This window comes from Andreesenia angusta, from assembly GCF_001855385.1.
GTDB lineage: Bacteria > Bacillota > Clostridia > Tissierellales > Gottschalkiaceae > Andreesenia > Andreesenia angusta.
This window is the reverse complement of record NZ_MKIE01000005.1, coordinates 1-22991: the sequence shown is the minus strand read 5'-3', so window position 1 is coordinate 22991 and position 22991 is coordinate 1. Positions and strand designations below refer to the sequence as shown.

Here is a 22991-nt window from a genome sequence, read left to right as displayed (position 1 = left end):
ATTTTAGTTTTAAAATCTACGAGCTAAGACTTTCCTTCAACTGCGCAGAGTTTTTCTCAGCTTCCATTTCATCTCTTTCACGCTGCTCTTCAGCAAGTGATTTCTGAGGTATGATTATGTTGAGAGTGAAAGCCACCAAAGTAGCTATTACTACAGGAGAGCTTCCAAATATCATGCCAACCCAGTCAGGGTAGCTTGCAAGTATCTCAGGAGTAGAAGTTATACCCATTCCCAAAGCCAGTGCAAGTCCGACTATAGTTGTATTTCTGTAGGAAAGCTCCTCTTGTATAACAAGCTTTATTCCAGACATAGTTATGCTGGCGAAAACCCCTATAGTAGCACCACCTATAACAGCTTGAGGTATTGTAGTCATAAGTGCACCGAACTTAGGCACGAATCCTGCTATAAGAACTATGATTCCAGCCATTGCAAAAACAAATCTGCTTACTACCTTAGTTGTACAGACCATTCCGACATTCTGGCTATAAGTAGCTATAGGAAGTCCTCCAAAGAAAGCTCCGACCATAGAACTTACGTTACAACCAACTATTCCACCTTGAAGCTCTTCATCTGTAACTTCACGGTTAAATCCACCCATAGTAGTGGCTGAAAAATCACCTACTGCCTGAACAGAGTTGACGATAAAGATTATAGACATAGAAATTATAGCCGGGATGTGGAACTCCATCTTGAACTGTCCCACAGCAGGAAGGGCGAACCATCCTTTTTGGCCTATAGCCGCGAAGTCAACCATTCCGAATGCTAGGGCTGCAATATATCCTACCGCTATTCCGACAAGGATAGAAGAGAGCTTTAGCATACCTTTTCCGAACTGACCTATAAGTAGGACCGTAACTAATGTAAGGCCTCCAACTACAAGGTATTTAGGAGATCCAAACTCAGGAGTGCCTTTCAGAGCAGCGCCTCCTCCTATATAGCTTACAGCTGTAGAGTAGAGCGAAAGCCCTATGCTGAGAACAACAGTTCCAGCGACTATAGGTGGGAAGTATTTTCTAAGTCTCTTTATGAAAAGACCTACCACAATACCAACCACGGCTGAAACAACCTGAGCTCCAAGAATCCCAGGAAGACCGTATTGCGCGCCTACCGCAGTAAGCGTTGGAATATATCCAAAGCTGACACCCATTATTACAGGGAGTCTAGACCCTATTATCGTTATGGGAAAAAGCTGAACAAGTGTTGCTATACCTGCTATGAAAAGTGCGCTCTGAACTAGGACTGTAGGATCTCCTCCAAGAGATTCCACACCTCTTTCAGCTGCAAGACCGTTTGCAACTCCAGCAACTATTAGAGCAGGAGTTATATTTCCTATTATCATGGCCAGGATATGCTGAATAGCTAGTGGCAGCGCAGTGCTGAATTCAGGCTTGCCATAGAATTCAAATGCTGATTTTGACTTTGTTTCTAAATTTGTACTCAAAAAAACCCTCCTTTAATATTGATATATAATAAACGTTTTCCGCAAGCGAACAAGCCACTATAACAGTATATGGCCTGTTTTTTAAAGCTTATCAAAAAACGGTTTGAACGTATGACTAGGAAACAAATCTAATGAAAATTGCATTAGAAACTACAGGAGAAGTGGGAAAGCAAAATAAGTTAAAGCACATATACACAAAACAACATATCATTAATAAACAAATCTTGCAATAAGATTGAGCTAAAGAAGTATTGTAACAAAGAAATAAATCACCATGACGATTTCTGCAAAAAGCTTGAAAATAGTGCCTCCCAGGGTGCCTAAAAAAGTTCCAAATCCTGCTCTCAAAGCACCTTTAAAATCACCTGTTTGTAGAAAGTGCACAATTGAAGCTCCTGCAAGCGGTCCGATTATTATTCCCAAGGGACCTAGAAATAGAACTGCAACTAGAGTTCCCAGCACAGCCCCTACCGAAGATTTTGGACTTCCGCCGAAAAACCTTGCACCGGCTGCAGAGGAAACATAGTCGCTTGCAAATATCAAGAGCAGAACGACACCTTGGACCACAAAGAAGAGAACGTCTAGTGACTGGAAGTCTGTCATAAAGCCATATAGCACCATGCCACCGTATACAAGAATAGGACCAGGAAGCATTGGGAGCACTGTCCCAATGAATCCGATCACAAAAAAGACTATAGCAATTAAGAGAGCTGTTGCATTCAAGTTAAAAACCTCCTATACGAATTATTCGGACCTTAGAGCCTCGACGGGGTCTTTTTTAGCAGCTATTTTTGCCGGGATGGCTCCGCCGATCAGAGTCAGTATAACACTTATTGCAACGAGTAGAATAGCGTGAAGTGGATTGAGTCTAGCTACACTTTCTAAATCTGCCATATTCTCTATGAATATGTTTATAGGCAGAGTGAGAAGGTATGCAATGCTTATTCCAAGCAGGCCTGAACAAGTCCCTATTATAAAGGTCTCTGCGTTGAAGACTCGCGTTATGTCTTTTTTTCTAGCGCCAAGAGCACGCAGTACGCCTATCTCTTTTGTTCTCTCCAGGACAGATATATAGGTGATTATGCCTATCATTATAAGCGAAACCACCAGCGATATCGCTGCGAAGGCTACAAGCACAAGCGTTATTGCATCCATTATTCCGCCTGTCATCTCGGTTATAGAGCTTGCAAGGTCTGAGTAGAGCACCATGTCTTTGTCGGGTCTGCCTTCATTATAGCTGTCGAGGTAGGAGATTATCTCGTCCTTGGACTCAAAGTCTGACGGATAAAGATAGACTACAAACGGAGTAGAGTCGCCACCAAGATAAGAGATAAGGCTTTTTTTCGTATCCTCATCTATGTTTTCCATAGTGATGACATTTTTGTCAGAGCTACGCTGAGCCAAGACTATCTCAGAGTCATTGGAATTGTCTATAACCCGCTGCACAAGCGAATCGCTGTAGGCGAGTCCTGTTCCAAGCGTACCTATATCCACATCCTCTTTAAGGCGTACAATCCCTGAGACTTCAAGCTCTACACTGTCAGGGGAGTCATACATGCTCTCATAGTCTGTTTTAGGGATGAAGTTTCCAAGAGGAGTTCTCTGATAGTAGTCGTTGTTTGAAACAAGTTTGAACTTAGTTCCTACTATATCCTCGAAGTTTAAGGAATCTTTCGAAGTATCAAAACCTAAACTTTCTAAAGCAGATTCTCCTACTCGATTTTTATTGTCCACAACCAGCACCAAGTCTGTTTCGTCAGCTGGATACACTCCACTCAGTATATCATAGTTTTTTTCAAGGTATGACTGCGAGCTCTCGTCTAAAGTCTCTGGATAGGAAGAGAGCCCGGCACTGCTCATGCTCGACATATCTCCCATCTGCTGAGAGGAGTTGCCAGCTGTATTGGTTCCCATAGAGAGCGATACAGGAAAAGTCTTTTCACCGTCTTTCCTGAGAAGATTCATTCCAGTCAGCCTTGTATATCCTATGCTGTTTAGTACATCGGGGTCCATTTTGTTTATATATTCAAGGTATTCGTCTGTGATATTGTTCTTATGGATCAATTCGTTTTCGGATGGATCGTAAGGATATACCCTCTCAGAGTCCTCGAACTCTTTTTTTCCGCTCAACTCGCCGCGCATTTCCTTTAGGCTTTCCTGATCTGTTTTCATGGCGTTTTGAGATATGATTATGGGGAACTCCGAAAGCGCGTCTTCCTGGAATTTATCTATTTGAATCTGGAATCCGGAAGAAAGGCTGAGTATCAGCGCAATTCCCACTATTCCTATACTGGATGCAAAGGCTGTAAGCAGTGTCCTCCATTTCTTGGTGGCTATATTTCGGCCTGAGAGCTTTAGGGCTGTAAAGAAGCTCATGCTTGTCTTTTTAAGGCTGTACTCAGACTCTTTGGAGATTGCATCGTATGGGTTGCTGTCTCCTGCTATCACTCCGTCTTGGAAGTTGACTATACGGTCTGCGTATTTTTCAGCAAGCTCTGGGTTATGAGTTACCATTATAACAAGCTTGTCGTCAGCTATTTCCTTTATAAGCTCCATTATCTGTTCACTTGTACGTGTATCTAGAGCGCCAGTGGGTTCGTCAGCCAGTATTATATCTGGGTCATTTGCAAGGGCGCGGGCTATGGCAACTCTCTGCATCTGTCCTCCCGAGAGCTGATTGGGCTTTTTATGGATATGGTCTTTAAGGCCTACACGGTCTAGCACCTCTAATGCTTTTCTGTGTTTTTCCTCGGAGGATACTCCGCTGAGCGTCATTCCAAGCTCTACATTGTCCATTATGCTGAGGTGGTTTATGAGGTTGTAGCTCTGGAAAATAAAGCCGACACTGTTGTTTCTGTAGGCATCCCAGTCGGAGTCTTTGAAACTCTTTGTAGACTTTTCGTTTATAACAAGGTCCCCGCTGTCGTAGTGGTCGAGACCTCCCACTATATTAAGGCAGGTTGTCTTGCCCGAGCCGCTCTGTCCTAGAATAGCTACAAACTCGCTTTGCCTGAAGTTGAGGCTGATGTTGTCGAGGACGATTTGGGTGAAGTCCCCTGTAGTATAGCTTTTAGATATATTTTTTAATTGAAGCAAGTCGTTCATCTCCTTTCTTTTTGAGGTGTATAAAATATATAATAGGAATATGAACTAAATATAAACTGGGTAGATATCTATAGAAAATAGAAGAAAGCTGAGAGGGGGATAAATTTGTTCAAAATAATGGTTGTGGAAGACGACAAGAACACCAGAAAGCTTATGGAGACAGTGTTGGAGAGAAGCGGATACAGAGCAATTTCGGCAAGTGATGGGGCAGAGGCTCTTGAGCTTTTAGACAGGCTTCACATAGACTTGATAGTTCTAGATGTGATGATGCCGAATATAGACGGATATGAGCTTACCTATACGCTTAGAGAGCATGGATATGAAATCCCTATACTCATGGTCACAGCCAAAGAGTCGCTTGAAGACAAGAAAAGAGGTTTCTTGAGCGGAACAGACGACTATATGGTGAAGCCTGTAGATGAAGAGGAGATGCTGCTCAGGATAGCTGCTCTTTTAAGGAGGTACAAGGCCACAAGTGATCATCAGCTCACCATAGGCAGTACAAAGCTTGACTACAACTCCATGACTGTGAGCGTGGATGGAGAATCTCAGGAGCTACCCCAGAAGGAGTTTTTGATACTTTTCAAGCTGCTTTCCTATAGAGGCAAGATTTTCACCAGACGCCAGCTTATGGACGAGATATGGGGCCCAGATACGGATACAGACGGAAGAACTGTAGACGTCCATATAAACAGAATAAGGGACAGGCTAAAGGGAAATGACGACTTTGAAATAGTGACAGTGAGGGGGCTTGGCTACAAGGCGGTGGCAAATCATGAATAGAAGGACTTTGAATTTAGCGCTTGTGGTATTTGTATTTTTGATCATGGCCTGTTCAGCTGCATCTACAGGTCTTATAATACATCTGCTCTACAGATACGAGCTGATTTCAGACATAAGGATGGCTCCGACTGTGCTATCCTTAGTTTCGCTTGGAGTCAGTATAGTCATAGGTACGACTCTGGCGCTGGCACTGAGCCGAAAAGTGCTTAAGCCTCTAAATGAGCTGATAGAGGCAACTAGAGAGGTGGCAAGGGGTAATTTTGAAGTAGAGGTAGAGGAACTAGATAAAGACAATGAAATAGGAGAGCTAGTGAAGAGCTTCAACTACATGACAAGAGAGCTAAAGGGCATAGGCATGTTCCATCGGGATTTTATAAACAACTTCTCCCACGAACTCAAGACGCCAATAGCCTCTATTAGGGGCTTTGCAAAGCAGCTTCAAAACAGCGACCTAACAGATGAACAGAGAAAGGAATATGCAGAGATAATAGTCAGTGAAGCCGAGAGGTTGACGAATATGTCTTCAAACATACTCCTGCTTACAAAGCTTGAAAACCAAGAGATAATAACTGGGAAAGAGGATTTTTTTCTAGACGAGCAGATAAGGAGTTGCATACTGTTGTTACAGCAGCAGTGGGAAGAGAAAAATATAGATTTTGAGCTCGACCTAGATCCTTTGAAGTATTTTGGGAACGAGGAGATGTTGTCTTATGTATGGACAAACATAATTTCAAACGCCATCAAGTTCAGCGAGCCCAACAGTTCGATTTCTATAAGATGCGCAGAGGAGATGTCGGATGTGAAAGTGAATATAAAAGACGAGGGCATTGGTATGGACGACAAAACGAGGGTTCATATATTTGAAAAGTTCTATCAAGGGGACTCGTCTAGAAAGTCAGAGGGGAACGGACTGGGGCTTTCCCTTGTGAAGCGTGTAGTGGAGCTGTGCGGTGGGCGAATATCCGTCAAAAGCCAGATAGGAAAGGGAAGTGAATTCATAGTCAGACTTCCTAAAAACGAGTGAAAATTTACATTCAGTTTACAATGAGGATTTAGAATAAGGAGAAGACCAATAGATAGGAGCTGAGAAATTTGAATAAAGACAAGAGTCCTAAAAGGCCTATAATCTACTACTATGCCATTATTATGGCAGTCGTAATGCTGTTGAATGCTTTTGTGTTCCCGATATTCGAGCAGAGAAATATAGTGCAGGTGGACTACGGAACTTTTCTCGCAAAAGTTGAGGCGGGAGATGTAAAGACTGTAGAGATAGGGGAGAAGCAGATAGCTTACAGTGCACTAGATGAAGATGGAAAAGAAGCTATATACGTCACAGGCATAATGGACGACCCTGAGCTTGTGGACAGGCTGTATGAAAGCGACGTGGAGTTTTCAAAAGTGATACCAAAGGAGAACTCGCCACTGACCAACTTTGTACTGACCTGGCTTTTCCCGATACTTATATTTGTAGCGCTAGGCCAGCTGTTCATGAGGTCGGTCAGAAAGAAGATGGGCGGAAATATGGGCGGCATGATGAACATAGGTAACAGCAACGCCAAAGTATACGTCGAGACTAAAACAGGAAAGACTTTCGCAGATGTCGCAGGACAGGATGAGGCTAAGGAAGCGCTTACGGAGATAGTGGACTTTTTGAACAATCCAGAAAAGTACAAAGACATAGGGGCTGTAATGCCTAAAGGCGCGTTGCTTGTAGGGCCTCCTGGAACAGGAAAGACTCTTCTGGCCAAGGCTGTGGCTGGAGAGGCCAAGGTGCCGTTTTTCTCTATATCTGGATCTGAGTTTGTAGAGATGTTTGTCGGCATGGGGGCCGCCAGAGTGAGAGACCTATTCAAGCAGGCACAGGAAAAGGCTCCGTGTATCATCTTTATAGACGAGATAGACACTATAGGAAAGAAGCGTGACAGTGGAGGGTTTTCAGGAAACGACGAAAGAGAGCAGACTCTGAATCAGCTGCTTACAGAGATGGACGGCTTCAGTGGAGAAAAAGGAGTCGTGATACTCGCGGCTACAAACAGGCCTGAGTCGCTAGACAAAGCGCTTCTCAGGCCGGGGAGATTTGACAGAAGAGTCCCAGTCGAGCTTCCTGACCTCTCGGGGAGAGAGGCAATCCTGAAAGTGCACTCCAAGAAAGTAAAGCTAGACAGCAATATAGACTTCAATGCCATAGCCAGAGCAACCTCGGGGGCTTCAGGGGCGGAGCTTGCCAATATAGTCAATGAGGCGGCGCTTCGGGCTGTGAAGTTCGGAAGGAACTATGTAATCCAGACTGACCTAGAGGAGTCGGTGGAAATTGTAATAGCAGGATACCAGAGAAAGGGAGCAGTCATATCTCCTAAAGAGAAGCAGATGATAGCCTACCACGAGATAGGACATGCCATAGTGGCCGCCAAGCAGACGGAATCAGCTCCTGTACACAAGATAACCATAGTTCCACGTACATCAGGGGCTCTCGGCTACACTATGCAGATTTCCGAGGCTGAAAGCGTGCTTATGACGAAAGAGGAGGCTTTCAACAAGATAGCCACCTATACAGGAGGGCGTGCTGCCGAGGAGCTTGTATTTGGGACTTGCACATCTGGAGCTTCAAACGACATAGAGCAAGCTACAAAGATGGCCAGGATGATGGTCACAAGGCTTGGAATGAGCAAAAATTTCGATATGATGGGACTTGAGACAGTTACAAATCAGTACCTTGGAGGAGATGCCTCGCTTTCCTGCTCATCTGAAACGTCCTCAAGAGTGGACGAAGAAGTTCTAGATATAATAAAGAGCGCTCATGAAAAGGCCATAAATATACTAAAAGAGAATATGGACAAGCTAAACGAGCTATCCAGGTATTTGATAGAGAAAGAGACCATAACAGGAGAAGAGTTCATGAGGATACTTGAAGGCTAATAAGCCTTGACTTATGGAGACTCCATCAATAGAATTGATGTGTAGAAATGGAATAATTCTGACTGTGGAGGAATATTATGAACTTTGTGCTTTTGATTTTTGGTTTCGCAATACTGGTAAAGGGAGCGGACTTCTTTGTGGAAGGGTCCTCTTCTATAGCCAAGAGATTCAACATACCGAGCATGGTCATAGGGCTTACACTTGTGGCTTTTGGAACAAGCGCACCTGAGCTTGCAGTAAGCGTGAGCGGATCACTGAAGGGATCTAATGGAATAGTGTTCGGGAATGTAGTGGGCTCTAATATAGTCAATGTGCTGCTGATACTGGGGATTTCAGCTCTCATATCGCCTATAAACATAAGGCTGAAGACTATATTCAAGGAAGTTCCATTTGTAATTCTGACAACTGTAGCCATGATGGTAATGGCTATGGACAGTTTGCTGGACGGATCAGACGGCAGTGTGATTTTGAGGACTGAAGGGTTCTTGCTCCTTCTTTTCTTTGCCATCTACCTCTATTCAATGATTGAGATATCGATACTTGGAAAAGAGGAGTATCCAGAGGACGACATAAAGCTGCTTGGAGTAGGCAAGAGCGTGCTGTTTACACTGGGAGGGCTGGGAGCAGTCATATTTGGAGCGGATCTAGCTGTGAAGCACGCCATCTCTATAGCGGAGTCGCTGGGACTTTCGGAGACGCTTATAGGCCTCACTGTGGTCGCTGTGGGAACTTCCCTTCCAGAGCTTATAACTTCTGTAGTGGCATCGAGAAAAGGTGAGAATGACATTGCAGTCGGAAACATAATAGGGTCCAATATATTCAACGCGCTGTTTGTACTAGGTATTTCAAGCGCCATAGCCCCTGTGACTATAGCTAGAGAGAACTTTGTGGACATATGGATACTGCTAGCTTCGGCGGTGCTGTTGATACCTCTTATGTACACTGGGAAGAGACTAAGCAGAGCAGAGGGCGGGATAATGGTCCTGGGATATGTTGTCTACACGGCATTCCTTGTATTCCGCACAGTTTCTTAAGAGAATCCTTAAAAGCAAAACAGCTGAAACTTCTAGTTTAGAAGCTTCAGCTGTTTTTTTAATTTAATTTTTTGAAGTAGGTAAATCCAAATATCAAAAGAGCCAAAAGTATGACTGACGTAAGTATGAGGATATTTACAGATCCGAACTGGTATATGAGGGGTATTGACGCCGCTGTAAAAATACCTCCACCAGCGAAAGGCTCAAACAAAAGCTGCTTGTAACCAAAGCTTTCAAGTGCAGGAGTCTTGTTTTCAGGATCAGTTATCCTCATAAGCATAAGTCCAGTAGCAGTGACACCCATAGACTGTCCAAAATCCCCTATTCCTCTTTCAAACCAGTAGAGCGAAAGTATTCTTGGAGCGAGGAAAAGAAATGCGAACACAGTCCAAAGAGTACCTCCAATACTGAGTACAAGGAAAGGAACTATATTGTCTTTTATGACAGAGAGCTGAAGCGTAGCAAGCGCACTGACTATAAGTATGTCTAGCGCGAGGCCTTGGAGCCTGTTTATAAGCTCGGTGTCCAATGTCTGATACCTGTCATTTTTATTTATCAACATCTGTGTCACTATGCCCCCAATCATGGCTATAGGGAATAGTGGAACATATGCAAGTAGGTATACACCTGTAGCAGCGCCCCATGTCATAGCTTCAATCTTCACCAGTGCCTGTAAAATAGCGTAACCTATCATAATAGAAATGGCTATATATCCAAAGTGCAGAGAAAGCGGCTCTATAGACTCAGGTCTGGTGCTCAGGTATCCAGCGGGGTCCCTGTCGTCGAACTCGGTAATTCCCTTTTTCTCTAGCTCGTCTCTAGACTGTATCTCAGAGACAACCTTGGCTTTTCCATTTCGTATGCCCCAGTTTATAAGTGCAATTCCAAAAATGGCTCCTCCCAACACTCCGACAGTAGCAAGTCCTGTTGAAAGAGCTTGCCCTTCTGGAAAGCCCATGCTGACAAATGTGTCAGAAAGTCCGGCTGCTGTTCCATGCCCTCCTACAAAAGCCACCTCTATAAGGGCTCCGGCCATCGGATTCACTCCGAAGACTGGAGTAAGCAAGAATACGACGAGCAAAAGACCTACCACATACTGCCCAAAAGAGATTATGTATCCAAGTATTACTTGAGGACCAGCAAGCCTCCATATGGACTTTACATTTGGTATTTTCTTGCCCAGGAACAGAGTTGCAAACACTACGTTTATCATAAGTGAAGGCAGAGATCTCCAGACTTCAAGGCTTTCGGCAGGGAAAAGTCCGCTGTCCATAGGGCTGAAAAATTTGGAAAAATCCACAAACTGGCCAAGGATTTCAGGTCCCAGTATAAGTGCAACAAAGCCAGCTATAAGTGAGCTTGGCAAAAATAAGTCCTGTAGAACAGGAGTTCTGACCCTGATGATCTTGCCTACGACTAGAAGCAAGCCTAGTATCAGCAGGCTAAAACCTATTACAGACGGTGACATAAAAAAACCTCCTTTAAAGCAAGTTGTATACAAGTCTAAAAAATAAGATAAACTAAATTATAAACCAGAAAAATAAATATGTAAATATTGGCACAAATATATGAATAAAACTAAACAAATGAAGATCATGTATTTCAATAGAAAAAACAAATACATAATCAATACGACATAGGAAATAGTTATAACCCTTGGCTTTAGATTAAATTGTAAGTGAAAACTTACTATAATATAATGGGCTTAGTAATTTATACAATAAAATAGAAAAGAGGTGCTTTGTTTGAAAAAGAGAAACTTGATTTTGCTTTTATCGATGGCTTTGACTATGGCTATGATTTTCTCAGGCTGCAGTACAAAGAATGAAGAGAAAAAAGAGGCTGACGAAGCTAAGACAGCAACAGTTAAGACTATAACAACAGAGGAATTAAAAGAGAACTACAAGAGTGAGGACTGGAAAGTAGTGGACACTCGTATAAACGATGCTTACAATGGCTGGACTCTAGAGGGAGTGAGCAGAGGGGGACATATAGAGGGTGCTGTGGACTTTTCTGCCAACTGGCTTAAGGTAGAAAAGGAAAAAAAAGACGAGATACTTGACGAAGCCCTAAAGACAAAGGGCATAGACACTGAGAAGAATATAGTTCTTTATGACGCCAACGGAAAAGATGCAAAGGCAGTTGCAGACTACCTGAGCGAAAAGGGGTACAAGAACCTATACGTATACGATGTGAAAGAGTGGGCTGCAGACGAATCGCTGCCTATGGCAAAGTATGAAAACTACAAGGCCATAGTTCCAGCTTCGATCGTAAAGGAAGTAATAGACGGCAAAAAGCCTGAGAGCTTTGAAAACTCAGGAGCTATAAAGATAGTGGAGGCCAGCTGGGGAGAGGAAGATACTTCTTACGCAAAGGGACATGTTCCTACATCATTCCACGTAAACACAGACTGGGTGGAGCCGCCACCTGCATGGATGCTGGCAAACGATGAAGCGCTTGCAGAGCTTGCAAAAAAACTGGGACTTAAAAAAGACGACACTGTAATAGTCACTGGGGAAGCTACAATGGCAGCTTACCGTGTGGCCCTTGTCATGAGATATATAGGAGTGGAAGATGTAAGGGTGCTTAACGGAGGAAACGCCGCTTGGACAAGCGCTGGTTACGAGCTTGAGACTACTTCGAACAAACCTGAGCCTTCAGATGACTTCGGTGGAACGATACCAGGAAACCCTGATCTGATAGATACAATAGCGGAAGCAAAAGAAGGGCTTGAAAACCCTGACAAGTTCGTGCTTGTAGACAACCGTACATGGGACGAGCATATAGGAAAAGAGTCTGGATACAGCTACCACGACAAGAAGGGAAGAATCCCAGGATCTATATTCGGATACGCAGGTAAAGGCGATTCAACTACGCTGGACTACTACAGGAATATAGACGACACTATGAGAAATGCATATGAAATAAGTGAAATGTGGAAAGAAGCAGGAATAGACACCAGCAAGCATCTTTCTTTCATGTGTGGAAGCGGATGGAGAGCTGCCGAGGTGCTGACTTATGCAAATGCTATGGGACTAGAGGACGTTTCGCTTTACAGCGACGGATGGATAGGCTGGAGCAACGATGCAAGCAACCCTGTGGAGACTGGGGAGCCTAAAAAGCAGTAATGACAAGAGAAAAGCTGAGGAAAATCGCGTATGCTCTGATATTCTTTATCCAGGTATCACTGATAGGGGCGGTGTTTTACTTAGAGCAGCTGACTAAAAAAAGCGCCGGGGTGATGCACCATATCTACTACAGAAAAGCCCAATACGAGCAGACTGTTTTTTCATCGGGGAATATGCATATCCACAGGGCGGCACTGCTCGTCCTGGCTGGGTATTTCGCATTTTCTGCAATCAGAAGCGTAAAGAAAGAAAAAAGCAAATTCTGGAAAGTGCAAAATTTGCTAGGGCTTGTGATTTCAGGGTTTGCGCTGGCAATCACATATTTATTTACAGGCAAGATAGCGTACCATTACTTTATAGTAGTATTCGAGATAGTGCTTGCGATGCAGTTTTTAATAGTGACTATAGGGGACTCTAAACATCTTTGATGTTTGGGGTCTCTTTTTTTGAAAAAATTCTGCTCGAAAGGGTATTTAGGGTATATAGGGCTATAAAAAAGACAAGGTGGAGAGGATATGGACAGGATAATTCTAGTAACAGGAGCTGCGGGACATCTTGGGAATGTGCTAGTAAAGAGGCTTATTGACAAGGGTGAGCAGGTCAGGGGGCTTGTAAGGAGCATGCCTGGGAAAGAAGTTTATGAGGGCTACGATGTGGAGCTTTACGAAGGCGATGTCTGCAAATACGAATCGCTAGAGGCTGCATTCATTGTGCCAGAAGGCATTGACCTGATAGTGGTGCATGCGGCGGGAATAGTCTCTACAACTTCTGAAGACAGGGAAAAAGTGAGACAGGTCAACGTAGAGGGAACGCGGAATATAATAGACAGATGCATAAATCACGGCGTAAAGAGGATGATATACACGAGCTCTGTGCATGCAATACCGGAGGAGGGCAAGGACCTCATAGAAGAAGTTCGAAGCTTCGACCCCGAAAAGGTCAAGGGCGTGTACGCCAAGACAAAGACTGAGGCTAGCCAGCTGGTTTTGGACAGCCAGAAAAAAGGCCTTAAGTACGTGATGATACATCCTTCAGGAATAATAGGCCCAGAAGATTACAGATGCGGCCACACTACACAGCTTATACTAGACTATCTCAGGGGAAGGCTTTGGGCGACAGTAGAGGGTGGGTACGACTTTGTAGATGTCAGAGACGTAGCAGATGGAATAATAAGCGCCATAGACAGAGCTAGAGAAGGAGAGAGCTATATATTCTCGGGACACTATGTAAGCGTAAAGGAGTTTATATCACTGCTTTCAAAGCTATCGGGGAAAGCGGATATACTGCATAGAATTCCAATGGTTCTGGCGAAACTCACTGCCCCTATTTCTGAGCTTTACTACAAGCTGAGGAAGCAGAAGCCGCTCTACTCCAGCTATTCGCTATATACATTGACCAGCAACTCCAACTTCAGCAACAAAAAGGCATGCGAAGAGCTGGGATTTAGGCCTAGAGAGATGGAGGAGAGCATAAAAGATACGCTTAGCTGGATATCAAAAGGAAAATATTTCGAAATACCTCTTTACAAGTGAAAGAATATCCCATATAATCTAGTTATCATGATAATCGTTATCAATTACGAGACGGAAAAGGGGATGTACTTATGTCATTACTAAATTTGAAGCTAGGGCATACAGGAGTGGTAAAGAGTGTGTCAGGAGATCCGAAGACTAAGAAGTTTCTGTTTACACTTGGGTGTTCAGAGGGTGAAGAGATAACGCTTGTTTCCGTACTGGCAGGCAACTATATAGTTGGGATCAAGGACAGCAGATATGCTATAGACAAGAAGATGGCAGGCACTATAGAGCTGGAGTAGAATATTTTAGGAGGAATTGAGATGAAGATAGCATTAGCTGGAAACCCGAACTCGGGCAAGACAACTCTTTTCAACGAGATAACAGGAAAGACGGAATACGTTGGAAACTGGCCTGGAGTTACAGTGGAGAAGAAGGAAGCTAACTTAAAGAGAAAGTTTAAAGTTGGGATGAATCTAGGGAATCAAAAAGGCGGACAATCGGAGAGTGGGAAGAACAGGGTAAGAGTAGTTGACCTTCCAGGGGCCTATTCGATATCGCCTTATACAAGCGAGGAGTCTATAACTAGAGACTTTGTAACAGGCGAGTCCCCAGACGTGATAGTCAATATAATAGACGCGACAAGCCTAGAGAGGAGCTTGTTCTTTACGACTCAGCTTATGGAGCTGGGAATTCCAGTTGTAATAGCGCTTAACAAGCAGGATATACTTAAAAAGAGCGGAAATGCAATCGACGTAAAAGGCCTGTCTAAAGAACTCGGGTGCGAAATAGTGGAGACTGTTGCAAACGACTCGAAAGGTCTAGATGAACTCATGGGCAAAGCTATAGATGCGGCGTCTAAGAAAACTCAAAGCTCATTGGAATTTGAAGGTCTTGGAAGTCCAGAAGAGGACAAGCTGAGACAGCAGAAGATAAAGCAGATAACAATCAAGTACTTGAAGAGGGCTAAGAGTCCATCTGAAATAACTACAAGCGATAAAATAGACAGGGTGCTGGCAAGCTCGCTGTGGGGGCTTCCTATATTTGGACTTATAATGTGGGCAATATATTCGTTTTCTATAAATGGACTTGGAGGTAGCCTTTCGGACTATCTTAACGAATCGCTTTTCGGAGAGACTATACCGAATGCAGCAAATGCATTCTTGGAGGGACTGGGAGTCCACCCGCTGCTTCAGAGCCTTATAGTTGACGGAGCTATAGCTGGAGTTGGAGCTGTCATAGGATTCTTGCCGCTTATAATGCTTCTCTTCTTCTGCCTTGCGCTGCTTGAAGACAGCGGATATATGGCGAGAGTTGCAGTTATAATGGACAGATACTTCAAGAAAATAGGTCTTTCAGGAAAGTCCATAATACCTATGGTCGTAGGCTCTGGATGTTCTATACCAGGGGTTATGGCGGCTAGAACTGTGGAAGACGAGAACGAGAGAAAAATAACTACTATGCTGACGCCTTTCGTACCTTGTGGAGCGAAACTTCCTGTGATAGCGCTTTTCGCTGGAGTGTTTTTCCCTGGAGCTACTTGGGTGTTCCCAGCTATATACGTTATGGCTGGAGTTATGATAGTTCTAGGCGGACTTCTGCTTAAGAAGATATTCAAATTCGAGAGCAAATCTAGCTTTATAATAGAGCTTCCAAGCTACAAAGCGCCTAGTTTAAAGCATGCAGTTAAACAGATGATGAATCAGGCCAAGGCCTTCATAGTTAAAGCTTCGACCATAATACTTGTAATGAACACTCTTGTTTGGTTTATGCAGACTTACAGCTGGAATATCCAAGTTGTAGAGGATCCAGGCGCCAGCATACTTGCATCAGTCGGAGGTATCATAGCTCCTCTGCTTATACCGCTAGGTTTTGTGGGATGGCAGATGGCCGCCGCGGCACTTACAGGCTTTATAGCTAAAGAGAACGTAGTTGCAACGCTTGCGATAATGCTAGTGGCTTCTGAAGAGGCGATATCTGCTCCAGGCGGGGTGCTTTCAGAGATGTTCACTCCAGTTATGGCAATATCGTTCCTGATGTTCAACCTCTTTACTCCACCTTGCTTTGCAGCACTTGGAGCTATAAAGTCAGAGATAGGAAGCAACAAATGGTTTGGAAGGGCTGTGCTATTCCAGCTTGCAGTTGGATATACTGTAGCCATGGTAGTAAACCAGCTTGGTACGATTATTCTATACGGAGAGCTGGCAAATGGATTTGTGGCTTCGCTTGTAGTATTGGTGATTGTGGTTGGGGTAGTGACTTACCTCATAAAGCGAAAAGACAAGTCGGTAGGAGTTTATGCACACGCTACTAAATAAGGAGTGAGCGATATGATGGCTAGTGTAGTTATAGGAGCTGTATTCTTTGGGATAGTTGGATATGGAGCATACAGGTCGGTAAACAGTATGAAGAACAATTCGTGTCCTGGATGTTCGGGAGGATGTTCGGAACAGCAGAGAAAAGATTGTAGATAAAAAACCTTGATTCGGAAACGTTTTATGTTTCCGAATCAAGGTTTTTAGTTTTTAACCTGCTTTGTTTTGCTGAATAAGTCGACTAATCCACATAGCACAGATAAAGCTCCAACAACCTTTATCCATAGGGCGGTGCTATGACAAGACATAGACTCTTTCATGCATATCCCTATCACGGAGTCAAATGAAAGAGAAAACAGCATTGCACCAATGGCCATGACAGTCCAAGGTCTTAGAGATTTTTTCACCAAAGACTCAACTGCGCTTACTATAAGGAGTATAGAAAGCAGCAGAGCAGCTTGACCGGTGTAGTGGCATTTCATAGGAACCATTTTCCCACTAGCTAGAGGAATTAAATCGCCACAGACGGGAGCCCATATAAAGACAGATCCTATCGAGATTAATCCAAGCGCTATTAAAACAAAAGAAATTATTTTAGACAAATCCTTTTTCAAAACAAACCCTCCTTTTTTCTTACCGGTAAATAGTATAGCAAAAGGCAAACCATTTCAAGTGGGGAGCCGACAAAAGGAGATGTAATTGCATAGAAAAAACAAATAAAAATAAGATGTATTATTTAATAATAAAATAGTCATAGTCTATCTAGAGAATCGAAAGAAAGTTTCACTATGGTATAATTAGTTTTGTGAAATCAGATAGATTAAAATTTAGCAAACTAGGAGGAACAATGAATTTAACTAGACTGGCTTATTTAAATGTGACGAGGAGGTTCGGAAAGTCACTTGTATCAGGTGTAATAGTCTCCATAACTATAGCTATATTTACACTTGTATTTTCACTTTATTCAACAGTTGAATCTGGAATAAAGCTAAGTGCAGATAGGATGGGAGCAGATATTGTGATACTTCCAAATGAAGCGAATGTAAATGAAATAGAGACTATGTTTACAGGAGTCCCCATGCTTGAATATATGGACAAGGATGTAATAAAGGGAAAGATTCCGATGGAGGATGTGGAGAGCATAACAGAGCAGTTCTTCATAAAGACATTGGCGAATACAGGGTGCTGCGGCTATGAAAAAGAGCAGAGAATAGTGGGGATAAATCAAAATACCGACTTTATACTGAAGCCTTGGTTCAACGACTTCAACGTCGAAAGACTTTCTAAAAATCAAATTTTGATAGGTGGAAGAGTAGAGAGAGCCTTGGAAAGCAAAGTCATGATATTCAATAAAGAGTACAGTATTGTTGGGGATATTTACAGGACAGGAAGCAGCATTGACGAGTCTATATTTATGGACATAGAAGAGGCCAGGGACCTGGCCACAAGAATGAATCCAGACAATATATTCGATGGAAGAGACACAGATCAGTTGGTTTCATCTATACTCATAAAAACAAAAGACGGAGTAGATCCAAGGAATATGATGAGAAAGATAAAGTCAAATGAGATTGACGCACAGGTGATATCTACAGCAGACAATATATCCAAGCTTTCAAATCAGATAAAAACAGTGTCCAAGATACTGGGAGGATTCAGCTTGGCGCTTATATTCACTTCGTCGTTGGCACTAGCGGCGAGGTTCAACTCCATGGCGAGCGAAAGAAAGAAAGAGATAGGCTACCTGCATGCAGTGGGGCTGAAGAAATCTAAGATAGTGAGGCTGATTCTTACAGAGGCTTTGATGATAGCAGCTGTAGGAGGGATTGTAGGAGCTTTAGGCGGAGTCGCTTTGACGAGTCCTCTATACAATACGGTTTCAGAGATAATGGTTCTGCCATCAGGAGAGTGGGACATGATGATAGCAGTCAAAAATGCAGCTGTAGGGATTGGGCTGTCTTTGATAATAGGAATAGCTTCAGCTATATACCCTGCTCTTATGTCTTCAAGGCTGGAGCCTCAAGAGGCCATTTCAAAGGGGGACATGTAATATGCAAGAGCTGTGCAGACTGGAGAATATAAGAAAATACTATGACCTTGGAGAAAAGATATACCCTGTTGACGGAATAAGCTACTCCATAAACAGAGGCGACTTTATATGCATACAGGGGCCGTCAGGAGTTGGAAAAAGCACGCTTATGTACGCCATAGGGAGCTTGCTAAAGATAGCAGAAGGGGAGATATACTACATGGGCGAGCCTATATCTCGAAAGACTGACGATGAGCTGACAGAAATCAGGGGCAACTTCATAGGATATATTTTTCAAGAAGCTAATCTTATAAAAGCGCTGACGCTAGAGGAGAACCTGAAGTTTATAAGCACGATAAACAGAAAAAAATTTGGAGAAGAAGAGAGAGCTAGGCTAGAGAGTCTACTGGAGAGGCTTGGGCTAAGTGACTACAGAAATCATCTTCCACAGGAGCTAAGTGGCGGCCAGAAGAGAAGAGCTATGATAGCTGGTGCACTTATAAGGAATCCAGAATTGATACTGGCAGATGAGCCTACAAACGATCTAGATGATCACTGGAGTATGGAGGTCATGAAGATATTCAAGGAACTTTCAGAGGAAGGAAAGGCTGTGGTGTTTGTAACTCATAATGAAAAGTGGGCAAAATGCGCCAAAGAAATACTTGAGCTTGAAGGCGGAAAGCTGATTCAAGCTCATATTACACAAGATGCATAGAAAAAGACTATAGTTAAAGATAAAATGATAGAGAATATCGATATCAGAACATGACCTATTGGGATAGTCTATATTTGCTTTGTATGATAAAATTTTGACTAGATGAGGAAGATTTTAAAACTATATATTAAGTAGGAGGAATGATTCATAATGAAAAGATTTTTTAGAGTACTGGGAGTAGCATGCCTTTCTGCAACACTTCTTTTGGCGGCATGTAGTAGTGGTGGAACAGAAACAAGCAAAAATGAGAATAAAAGCGAGAGCAACGGAAGTGAAGCAAGTTCAGAGATAAACGGGGTTTCAGTTGAAAAACCAATAAAAGTGGACAAAGAAGCGGGCACTGTGACTGTACTTTCTAAGGTGAACGGAAAATATCTAGAAGAGGGAACTCGTCATGCAGTCGTATACGAGGGAGGAAAGTTTGGAAGTAAGTCCATATTCACAGGACTAGGAGATCAAATAGACTTCTACAACGGACTGATAGAAATAGGAGCTACTGCAGGAAACAACATGTTCAAGGACACTGCAGCTGAAACCAACGTAGAGGGAGACGCTATAGAGACTACTTTTACTTGGGAAGGTGCCGACAAAGAGTATAAAATAGACGAAGTTATAAACGACAGCAACGGAAAGCCGATAGAGATGCGTTTCGGAGGGAACCTTAAAGCTTCAGAAGAGAATCAAACAGGATGTATAATGTGTCTTGATAGCTGTCCAGTTGGAATAGTCAGCAATGCAACATACACTTATGGGGCTGTTGAGAAGAGAGATGAAGTAGTGTTTACAGGAAATAAAGACGTTCTTCCTGAGGACGGAACACTAGTGGCAGTGACTTTTAAAGTTGCAAAATAGTTTAGATGAAAAGTAAACTGGAAAACGTCCTTTACTTCGGACTATGTGGATTTGTTTTAGGTTTGATGGCGTCTTTCTTTTTGGGATTTAGTGTATGGGTAGAGATGAGAATAAACTTAGCTAATTTCATTGTGGCAGGTACAGTTATAGGAGTCATAGTAGGTCTATTCAAGAAGGTGAATCGCTACTGGGTGTTCTTTGCCCTAGAGGGACTGCTCTTGGTAGTATCAATGGCTACGGGAAGGTCGAGTCGGATAATCTACTTGTTTAAAGATCTGATGATAGAGTTTGGAACGAGTATAAAAGCCATATCATTTTGGATTGTACCAGTGGCTTTAATAGCAAATACGGCTGTGCTGATAATTGCCCTGAAAAACAAAAAAAGGAAGGCTAGAGGTTACTGATAAAGACAAAAGGTTATTGCTAGAGTTATGGCAATAGCCTTTTAAGTTGAATTTTAGAAGTGAAAATAAAATAATAGTTGAGGAATGATAAGATGAATATCAAAAAAACTACAATTGCCAAAATAGGTGTTGTAATATTGTTGGCATTGGTATACTTTTTTGTAGCGCCAGTAAACAGGACTATAAATGAGTTCGCCAGTGTGCTTTCAAGCTTGGATTTAGACAAGATAAAGGAGTACATTCTTTCATTTGGAGTTTGGGCCCCAATAATCTCTTTCTTGCTGATGGTGTTTCAATCGGTTGCAGCGCCGCTTCCGGCCTTTTTAATCACTTTCTCTAATGCGGCACTATTTGGATGGAAGTGGGGAGCGCTTCTTTCGTGGTCAAGTGCGATGGTAGGAGCGGTGCTCTGTTTCTATATAGCCAGAATATTTGGAAGAGAGACAGTTGAAAAGCTGACTACAAAGACGGCGGTAAAAGAAGTGGATGCCTTCTTCGACAGATACGGAAGATATGCGATACTGATAGCTAGACTTCTGCCTTTTGTTTCATTTGACTTTGTAAGCTACGGGGCAGGACTGACGGCTATGAGCCTGTTCTCTTTCCTATGGGCTACAGGGCTGGGACAGCTACCGGCCACTATAGTGTACTCTTACGTAGGAGGAATGCTGACAGGTGGAGCTAAGCTCTTTGTAACAGGACTGCTGATACTCTTCTCTGTGACAGTGCTTATATTCCTTGTAAAGAAAGTATACAACGACAGAACTAAAAAATCAGAAAAGAAAGTTGCCGAATAAGGCAGCTTTTTTTGTGAAAAGTCAGGTGAAATGCATGGAAAAATATAATATGACAGAAGAAACAGCGGAGTTCACAGCCCAGGAAAGTGAAAAATGCATAGGGTGCAAGAAATGCATGGTCGGTTGTCCTATGCTGGATAAATTCTGTGAAAATCCAAAAGAACTGCTGGATGAATTGTATATAGAAAAGCAGTTCAGCAAAGAGCTACCATACTCATGTATGCTCTGCGGATACTGCGAGGAAGTATGCCCCGTAGATGTCAGCTTCAATGAACTGTTCTTTAGATGTAGAGAGGACTTAGAACAGCTGTCTGGAGGGAAGCTTCCCAAGGACCTCAATCTTGGGGGAGTGGAGCTTCATCAGAGACTGAGCTTTTCCAAGCTTTTCTCTAAAAGCCTTAAAAACGACAAGTCAACTGTTTTCTTTCCAGGATGTGCACTTATGGGTGCAAAATCAAGCGAGGTATTGAAAGTCAACTCTTACCTGGATGCAAAGCTAAATGGCTGCGACATAATGACTCACTGCTGTGGCAAGCCTACTAGGTATATGGGTAAAGACGAAAAGTTCAAGGGCAATATAGAGAAGATACAGAGTGAACTAAATAAAACAGGAGTTAAGACAGTTGTGGCCGGATGTATAAACTGCTACAAGACATTGGATGAATCGCTTGAAAACGTAGAGGTGAAGTCTCTCTGGACTGTGCTAGATGAGCTTGAGGTGGTGGAGGATTTAGGCTTAGACTACTCAAGCCTTGCAATAGACCCCACAATTCACGACCCATGCCCAAGCAGGACCGACGAAGATATACACGAATCTGTTAGAAGCATTTTGACCAAAATGGGCATAGGTTATCATGAGATGGATTTAAATAAAAGAGAGACACTTTGCTGCGGAGCAGGAGCTATGGTCAGCATATCCCAAAAAGATATAGCGGAAAGCCATATGAAGAGAAGATGTGGTGAGTCCAAGTCAAAGCAGATAGTGACTTACTGCCAGGAGTGCACAGAGTCTTTTAAGAAGCAGGGTATGAAGTCAGTCCACGTACTGGATTTTCTATTTGGAGACTACAGCGGCTTGAGCTTTGAAGAAAGCAAGCTCATAGCTAAGTGGGCTAATCGATTTGCACTGAGCAATTGGAAGAGGTGAGAAAATTGAAATCTGATAAAAAAGTTAAAATAGCATTGGGGTTATTTGTGGCATTTATGGTGTGCATGTTTTTTATGAATAAGACAGATGCGGTTAAAAATATAGGAATATCGGATATAAGGTCGTTTATAGACAGCAAGGGCAGCTTAGGGCCAATAGTCTACGTAGTGCTGCTTACTCTGTTGCCACTATTGCTTTTTCCAGACTCATTGATAGTTATAGCGGGAGGCATGGCCTTCGGATTGGGTTGGGGAACAGTACTTACTTCTATAGGTTCTCTTCTAGGGGGAATGATATCCTTCTACATATCCAGGTATGTAGGCAAGGATTTCGTTCAGAAGTATGCAAAAGATATATCTGCTTTCAAGGGCAAGAACAACAAGGTGAACGGATTTTTCTTGATACTGATACTCAGGCTGATACCGATGTTTCCGTTTAAAGTCGTGAGCTACAGTGCAGGCCTTACAAATGTAAAAGCCAAGGATTTTGCAATTGCGACAGTTATAGGGTCAATGCCCGGTATCGTAGTGTACACGAATCTCGGAGACAAGTCCTCGGACATTGGTTCGAGCGGATTTTGTATTTCCATAGCTCTTCTTATAGCACTGACAGTGGGGTCGATATTTGTAAAGAAAAGGCTTGAAAGAAAAGACGAAGCATCTTAAAAAACGCCAGACCTGGCATTGATATGATACCTCCAAAGTGGACAGTCTAATTAATTAAAATTAGATAATCTACTTGGAGGTATTTTTTTATGAGCAGAACACCTAAATATAGCAAAGAGATTAAAATTAAAGTATGTGAAGATTAT

The 22991-nt window shown here is 42.9% G+C and carries 22 protein-coding genes; 17 read left to right on the top strand and 5 right to left on the bottom strand.

Annotation, left to right across the window (positions count from 1 at the left end; translation table 11 throughout):
- Window positions 1–16 precede the first annotated feature (16 nt).
- The 3 genes from EUAN_RS07095 to EUAN_RS07085 all read right to left on the bottom strand — a co-directional run bounded on the left by EUAN_RS07095 (window position 17) and on the right by EUAN_RS07085 (window position 4546).
- Entirely contained in the window at window positions 17–1441 is a 1425-nt protein-coding gene (locus EUAN_RS07095; protein WP_071063172.1) for a uracil-xanthine permease family protein, read from the bottom strand.
- Between the two features lie 240 nt (window positions 1442–1681).
- Window positions 1682–2164 (bottom strand): DUF456 domain-containing protein, encoded by a 483-nt coding sequence (locus tag EUAN_RS07090; RefSeq protein ID WP_071063170.1) that lies wholly within the window; start codon window positions 2162–2164, stop codon window positions 1682–1684.
- Window positions 2165–2185: 21 nt separating this feature from the next.
- On the bottom strand, window positions 2186–4546 hold the full coding sequence (locus EUAN_RS07085; protein WP_245674463.1) for an ABC transporter ATP-binding protein/permease: 2361 nt from the start codon (window positions 4544–4546) through the stop codon (window positions 2186–2188).
- A 105-nt stretch (window positions 4547–4651) separates the two neighbouring features.
- On the opposite strand from EUAN_RS07085, the gene EUAN_RS07080 reads away from it, so the two are divergent.
- From EUAN_RS07080 to EUAN_RS07065, 4 genes are all read left to right on the top strand, one after another.
- Window positions 4652–5329 carry a response regulator transcription factor gene (locus tag EUAN_RS07080; RefSeq protein WP_071063166.1) on the top strand — a complete coding sequence of 226 codons (678 nt, stop codon included), beginning with the start codon at window positions 4652–4654 and terminating at the stop codon, window positions 5327–5329.
- Window positions 5322–6353, top strand: a complete 1032-nt coding sequence (locus tag EUAN_RS07075; RefSeq protein WP_071063164.1) for a sensor histidine kinase — start codon at window positions 5322–5324, stop codon at window positions 6351–6353. The genes EUAN_RS07080 and EUAN_RS07075 overlap by 8 nt, the downstream gene beginning before the upstream one ends.
- Before the next feature lie 68 nt (window positions 6354–6421).
- Window positions 6422–8245 carry an ATP-dependent zinc metalloprotease FtsH gene (gene ftsH, locus EUAN_RS07070; RefSeq protein WP_071063163.1) on the top strand — a complete coding sequence of 608 codons (1824 nt, stop codon included), beginning with the start codon at window positions 6422–6424 and terminating at the stop codon, window positions 8243–8245.
- A 77-nt stretch (window positions 8246–8322) separates the two neighbouring features.
- A complete protein-coding gene (locus tag EUAN_RS07065; protein WP_071063161.1) occupies window positions 8323–9279 on the top strand; it encodes a calcium/sodium antiporter in 957 nt (318 codons plus the stop codon).
- 58 nt (window positions 9280–9337) lie between these two features.
- Here the strand turns inward: EUAN_RS07065 and EUAN_RS07060 are convergent, their stop codons facing one another.
- The gene (locus EUAN_RS07060) at window positions 9338–10747 is read right to left on the bottom strand and encodes a sodium/glutamate symporter (protein ID WP_071063160.1); all 1410 of its coding nucleotides are present in this window, start codon (window positions 10745–10747) and stop codon (window positions 9338–9340) included.
- A 277-nt stretch (window positions 10748–11024) separates the two neighbouring features.
- Between EUAN_RS07060 and EUAN_RS07055 the strand changes: the two genes are divergently transcribed.
- From EUAN_RS07055 to EUAN_RS12230, 6 genes are all read left to right on the top strand, one after another.
- Entirely contained in the window at window positions 11025–12407 is a 1383-nt protein-coding gene (locus EUAN_RS07055; RefSeq protein ID WP_211266308.1) for a rhodanese-like domain-containing protein, read from the top strand.
- Window positions 12407–12835 carry a hypothetical protein gene (locus tag EUAN_RS07050; RefSeq protein WP_071063158.1) on the top strand — a complete coding sequence of 143 codons (429 nt, stop codon included), beginning with the start codon at window positions 12407–12409 and terminating at the stop codon, window positions 12833–12835. The genes EUAN_RS07055 and EUAN_RS07050 overlap by 1 nt, the downstream gene beginning before the upstream one ends.
- Window positions 12836–12922: 87 nt before the next feature.
- Window positions 12923–13939, top strand: coding sequence for an NAD-dependent epimerase/dehydratase family protein (locus tag EUAN_RS07045; RefSeq protein WP_071063156.1), 1017 nt, complete (start codon window positions 12923–12925; stop codon window positions 13937–13939).
- Window positions 13940–14010: 71 nt separating this feature from the next.
- Entirely contained in the window at window positions 14011–14223 is a 213-nt protein-coding gene (locus tag EUAN_RS07040) for a FeoA family protein (protein WP_071063154.1), read from the top strand.
- A gap of 21 nt (window positions 14224–14244) precedes the next feature.
- Window positions 14245–16239 carry a ferrous iron transporter B gene (gene feoB / locus EUAN_RS07035; RefSeq protein WP_071063152.1) on the top strand — a complete coding sequence of 665 codons (1995 nt, stop codon included), beginning with the start codon at window positions 14245–14247 and terminating at the stop codon, window positions 16237–16239.
- A 12-nt stretch (window positions 16240–16251) separates the two neighbouring features.
- Window positions 16252–16395: a FeoB-associated Cys-rich membrane protein gene (locus EUAN_RS12230; RefSeq protein ID WP_084655818.1), complete on the top strand. Its 144-nt coding sequence runs from the start codon at window positions 16252–16254 to the stop codon at window positions 16393–16395.
- Between the two features lie 44 nt (window positions 16396–16439).
- Here the strand turns inward: EUAN_RS12230 and EUAN_RS07030 are convergent, their stop codons facing one another.
- Window positions 16440–16850: a DUF4418 family protein gene (locus EUAN_RS07030; protein ID WP_071063150.1), complete on the bottom strand. Its 411-nt coding sequence runs from the start codon at window positions 16848–16850 to the stop codon at window positions 16440–16442.
- 233 nt (window positions 16851–17083) lie between these two features.
- Between EUAN_RS07030 and EUAN_RS07025 the strand changes: the two genes are divergently transcribed.
- The 7 genes from EUAN_RS07025 to EUAN_RS06995 all read left to right on the top strand — a co-directional run bounded on the left by EUAN_RS07025 (window position 17084) and on the right by EUAN_RS06995 (window position 22845).
- The gene (locus EUAN_RS07025) at window positions 17084–18286 is read left to right on the top strand and encodes an ABC transporter permease (protein ID WP_071063148.1); all 1203 of its coding nucleotides are present in this window, start codon (window positions 17084–17086) and stop codon (window positions 18284–18286) included.
- A gap of 1 nt (window position 18287) precedes the next feature.
- Window positions 18288–18980, top strand: coding sequence for an ABC transporter ATP-binding protein (locus EUAN_RS07020; protein ID WP_071063138.1), 693 nt, complete (start codon window positions 18288–18290; stop codon window positions 18978–18980).
- 150 nt (window positions 18981–19130) lie between these two features.
- The gene (locus EUAN_RS07015) at window positions 19131–19832 is read left to right on the top strand and encodes a YdjY domain-containing protein (RefSeq protein ID WP_071063136.1); all 702 of its coding nucleotides are present in this window, start codon (window positions 19131–19133) and stop codon (window positions 19830–19832) included.
- Between the two features lie 104 nt (window positions 19833–19936).
- Window positions 19937–20236 carry a hypothetical protein gene (locus tag EUAN_RS07010; protein ID WP_169817362.1) on the top strand — a complete coding sequence of 100 codons (300 nt, stop codon included), beginning with the start codon at window positions 19937–19939 and terminating at the stop codon, window positions 20234–20236.
- Window positions 20237–20328: 92 nt separating this feature from the next.
- The gene (locus EUAN_RS07005) at window positions 20329–21033 is read left to right on the top strand and encodes a TVP38/TMEM64 family protein (protein ID WP_071063132.1); all 705 of its coding nucleotides are present in this window, start codon (window positions 20329–20331) and stop codon (window positions 21031–21033) included.
- Between the two features lie 34 nt (window positions 21034–21067).
- A complete protein-coding gene (locus EUAN_RS07000; protein WP_071063130.1) occupies window positions 21068–22180 on the top strand; it encodes a (Fe-S)-binding protein in 1113 nt (370 codons plus the stop codon).
- Window positions 22177–22845, top strand: coding sequence for a TVP38/TMEM64 family protein (locus EUAN_RS06995; RefSeq protein ID WP_425388416.1), 669 nt, complete (start codon window positions 22177–22179; stop codon window positions 22843–22845). The genes EUAN_RS07000 and EUAN_RS06995 overlap by 4 nt, the downstream gene beginning before the upstream one ends.
- Window positions 22846–22991: the final 146 nt, after the last annotated feature.

Excerpts from the sequence above, each read along its gene's own strand:
- EUAN_RS07085 (WP_245674463.1), bottom strand. The coding sequence starts at position 4,546 with ATGAACGACTTGCTTCAATTAAAAAATATATCTAAAAGCTATACTACA.
- EUAN_RS07075 (WP_071063164.1), top strand. The coding sequence starts at position 5,322 with ATGAATAGAAGGACTTTGAATTTAGCGCTTGTGGTATTTGTATTTTTG.
- EUAN_RS07065 (WP_071063161.1), top strand. The coding sequence starts at position 8,323 with ATGAACTTTGTGCTTTTGATTTTTGGTTTCGCAATACTGGTAAAGGGA.
- EUAN_RS07060 (WP_071063160.1), bottom strand. The coding sequence starts at position 10,747 with ATGTCACCGTCTGTAATAGGTTTTAGCCTGCTGATACTAGGCTTGCTT.
- EUAN_RS07050 (WP_071063158.1), top strand. The coding sequence starts at position 12,407 with ATGACAAGAGAAAAGCTGAGGAAAATCGCGTATGCTCTGATATTCTTT.
- EUAN_RS07045 (WP_071063156.1), top strand. The coding sequence starts at position 12,923 with ATGGACAGGATAATTCTAGTAACAGGAGCTGCGGGACATCTTGGGAAT.
- EUAN_RS07040 (WP_071063154.1), top strand. The coding sequence starts at position 14,011 with ATGTCATTACTAAATTTGAAGCTAGGGCATACAGGAGTGGTAAAGAGT.
- feoB (WP_071063152.1), top strand. The coding sequence starts at position 14,245 with ATGAAGATAGCATTAGCTGGAAACCCGAACTCGGGCAAGACAACTCTT.
- EUAN_RS12230 (WP_084655818.1), top strand. The coding sequence starts at position 16,252 with ATGATGGCTAGTGTAGTTATAGGAGCTGTATTCTTTGGGATAGTTGGA.
- EUAN_RS07025 (WP_071063148.1), top strand. The coding sequence starts at position 17,084 with ATGAATTTAACTAGACTGGCTTATTTAAATGTGACGAGGAGGTTCGGA.
- EUAN_RS07020 (WP_071063138.1), top strand. The coding sequence starts at position 18,288 with ATGCAAGAGCTGTGCAGACTGGAGAATATAAGAAAATACTATGACCTT.
- EUAN_RS07015 (WP_071063136.1), top strand. The coding sequence starts at position 19,131 with ATGAAAAGATTTTTTAGAGTACTGGGAGTAGCATGCCTTTCTGCAACA.
- EUAN_RS07010 (WP_169817362.1), top strand. The coding sequence starts at position 19,937 with ATGAGAATAAACTTAGCTAATTTCATTGTGGCAGGTACAGTTATAGGA.
- EUAN_RS07005 (WP_071063132.1), top strand. The coding sequence starts at position 20,329 with ATGAATATCAAAAAAACTACAATTGCCAAAATAGGTGTTGTAATATTG.
- EUAN_RS07000 (WP_071063130.1), top strand. The coding sequence starts at position 21,068 with ATGGAAAAATATAATATGACAGAAGAAACAGCGGAGTTCACAGCCCAG.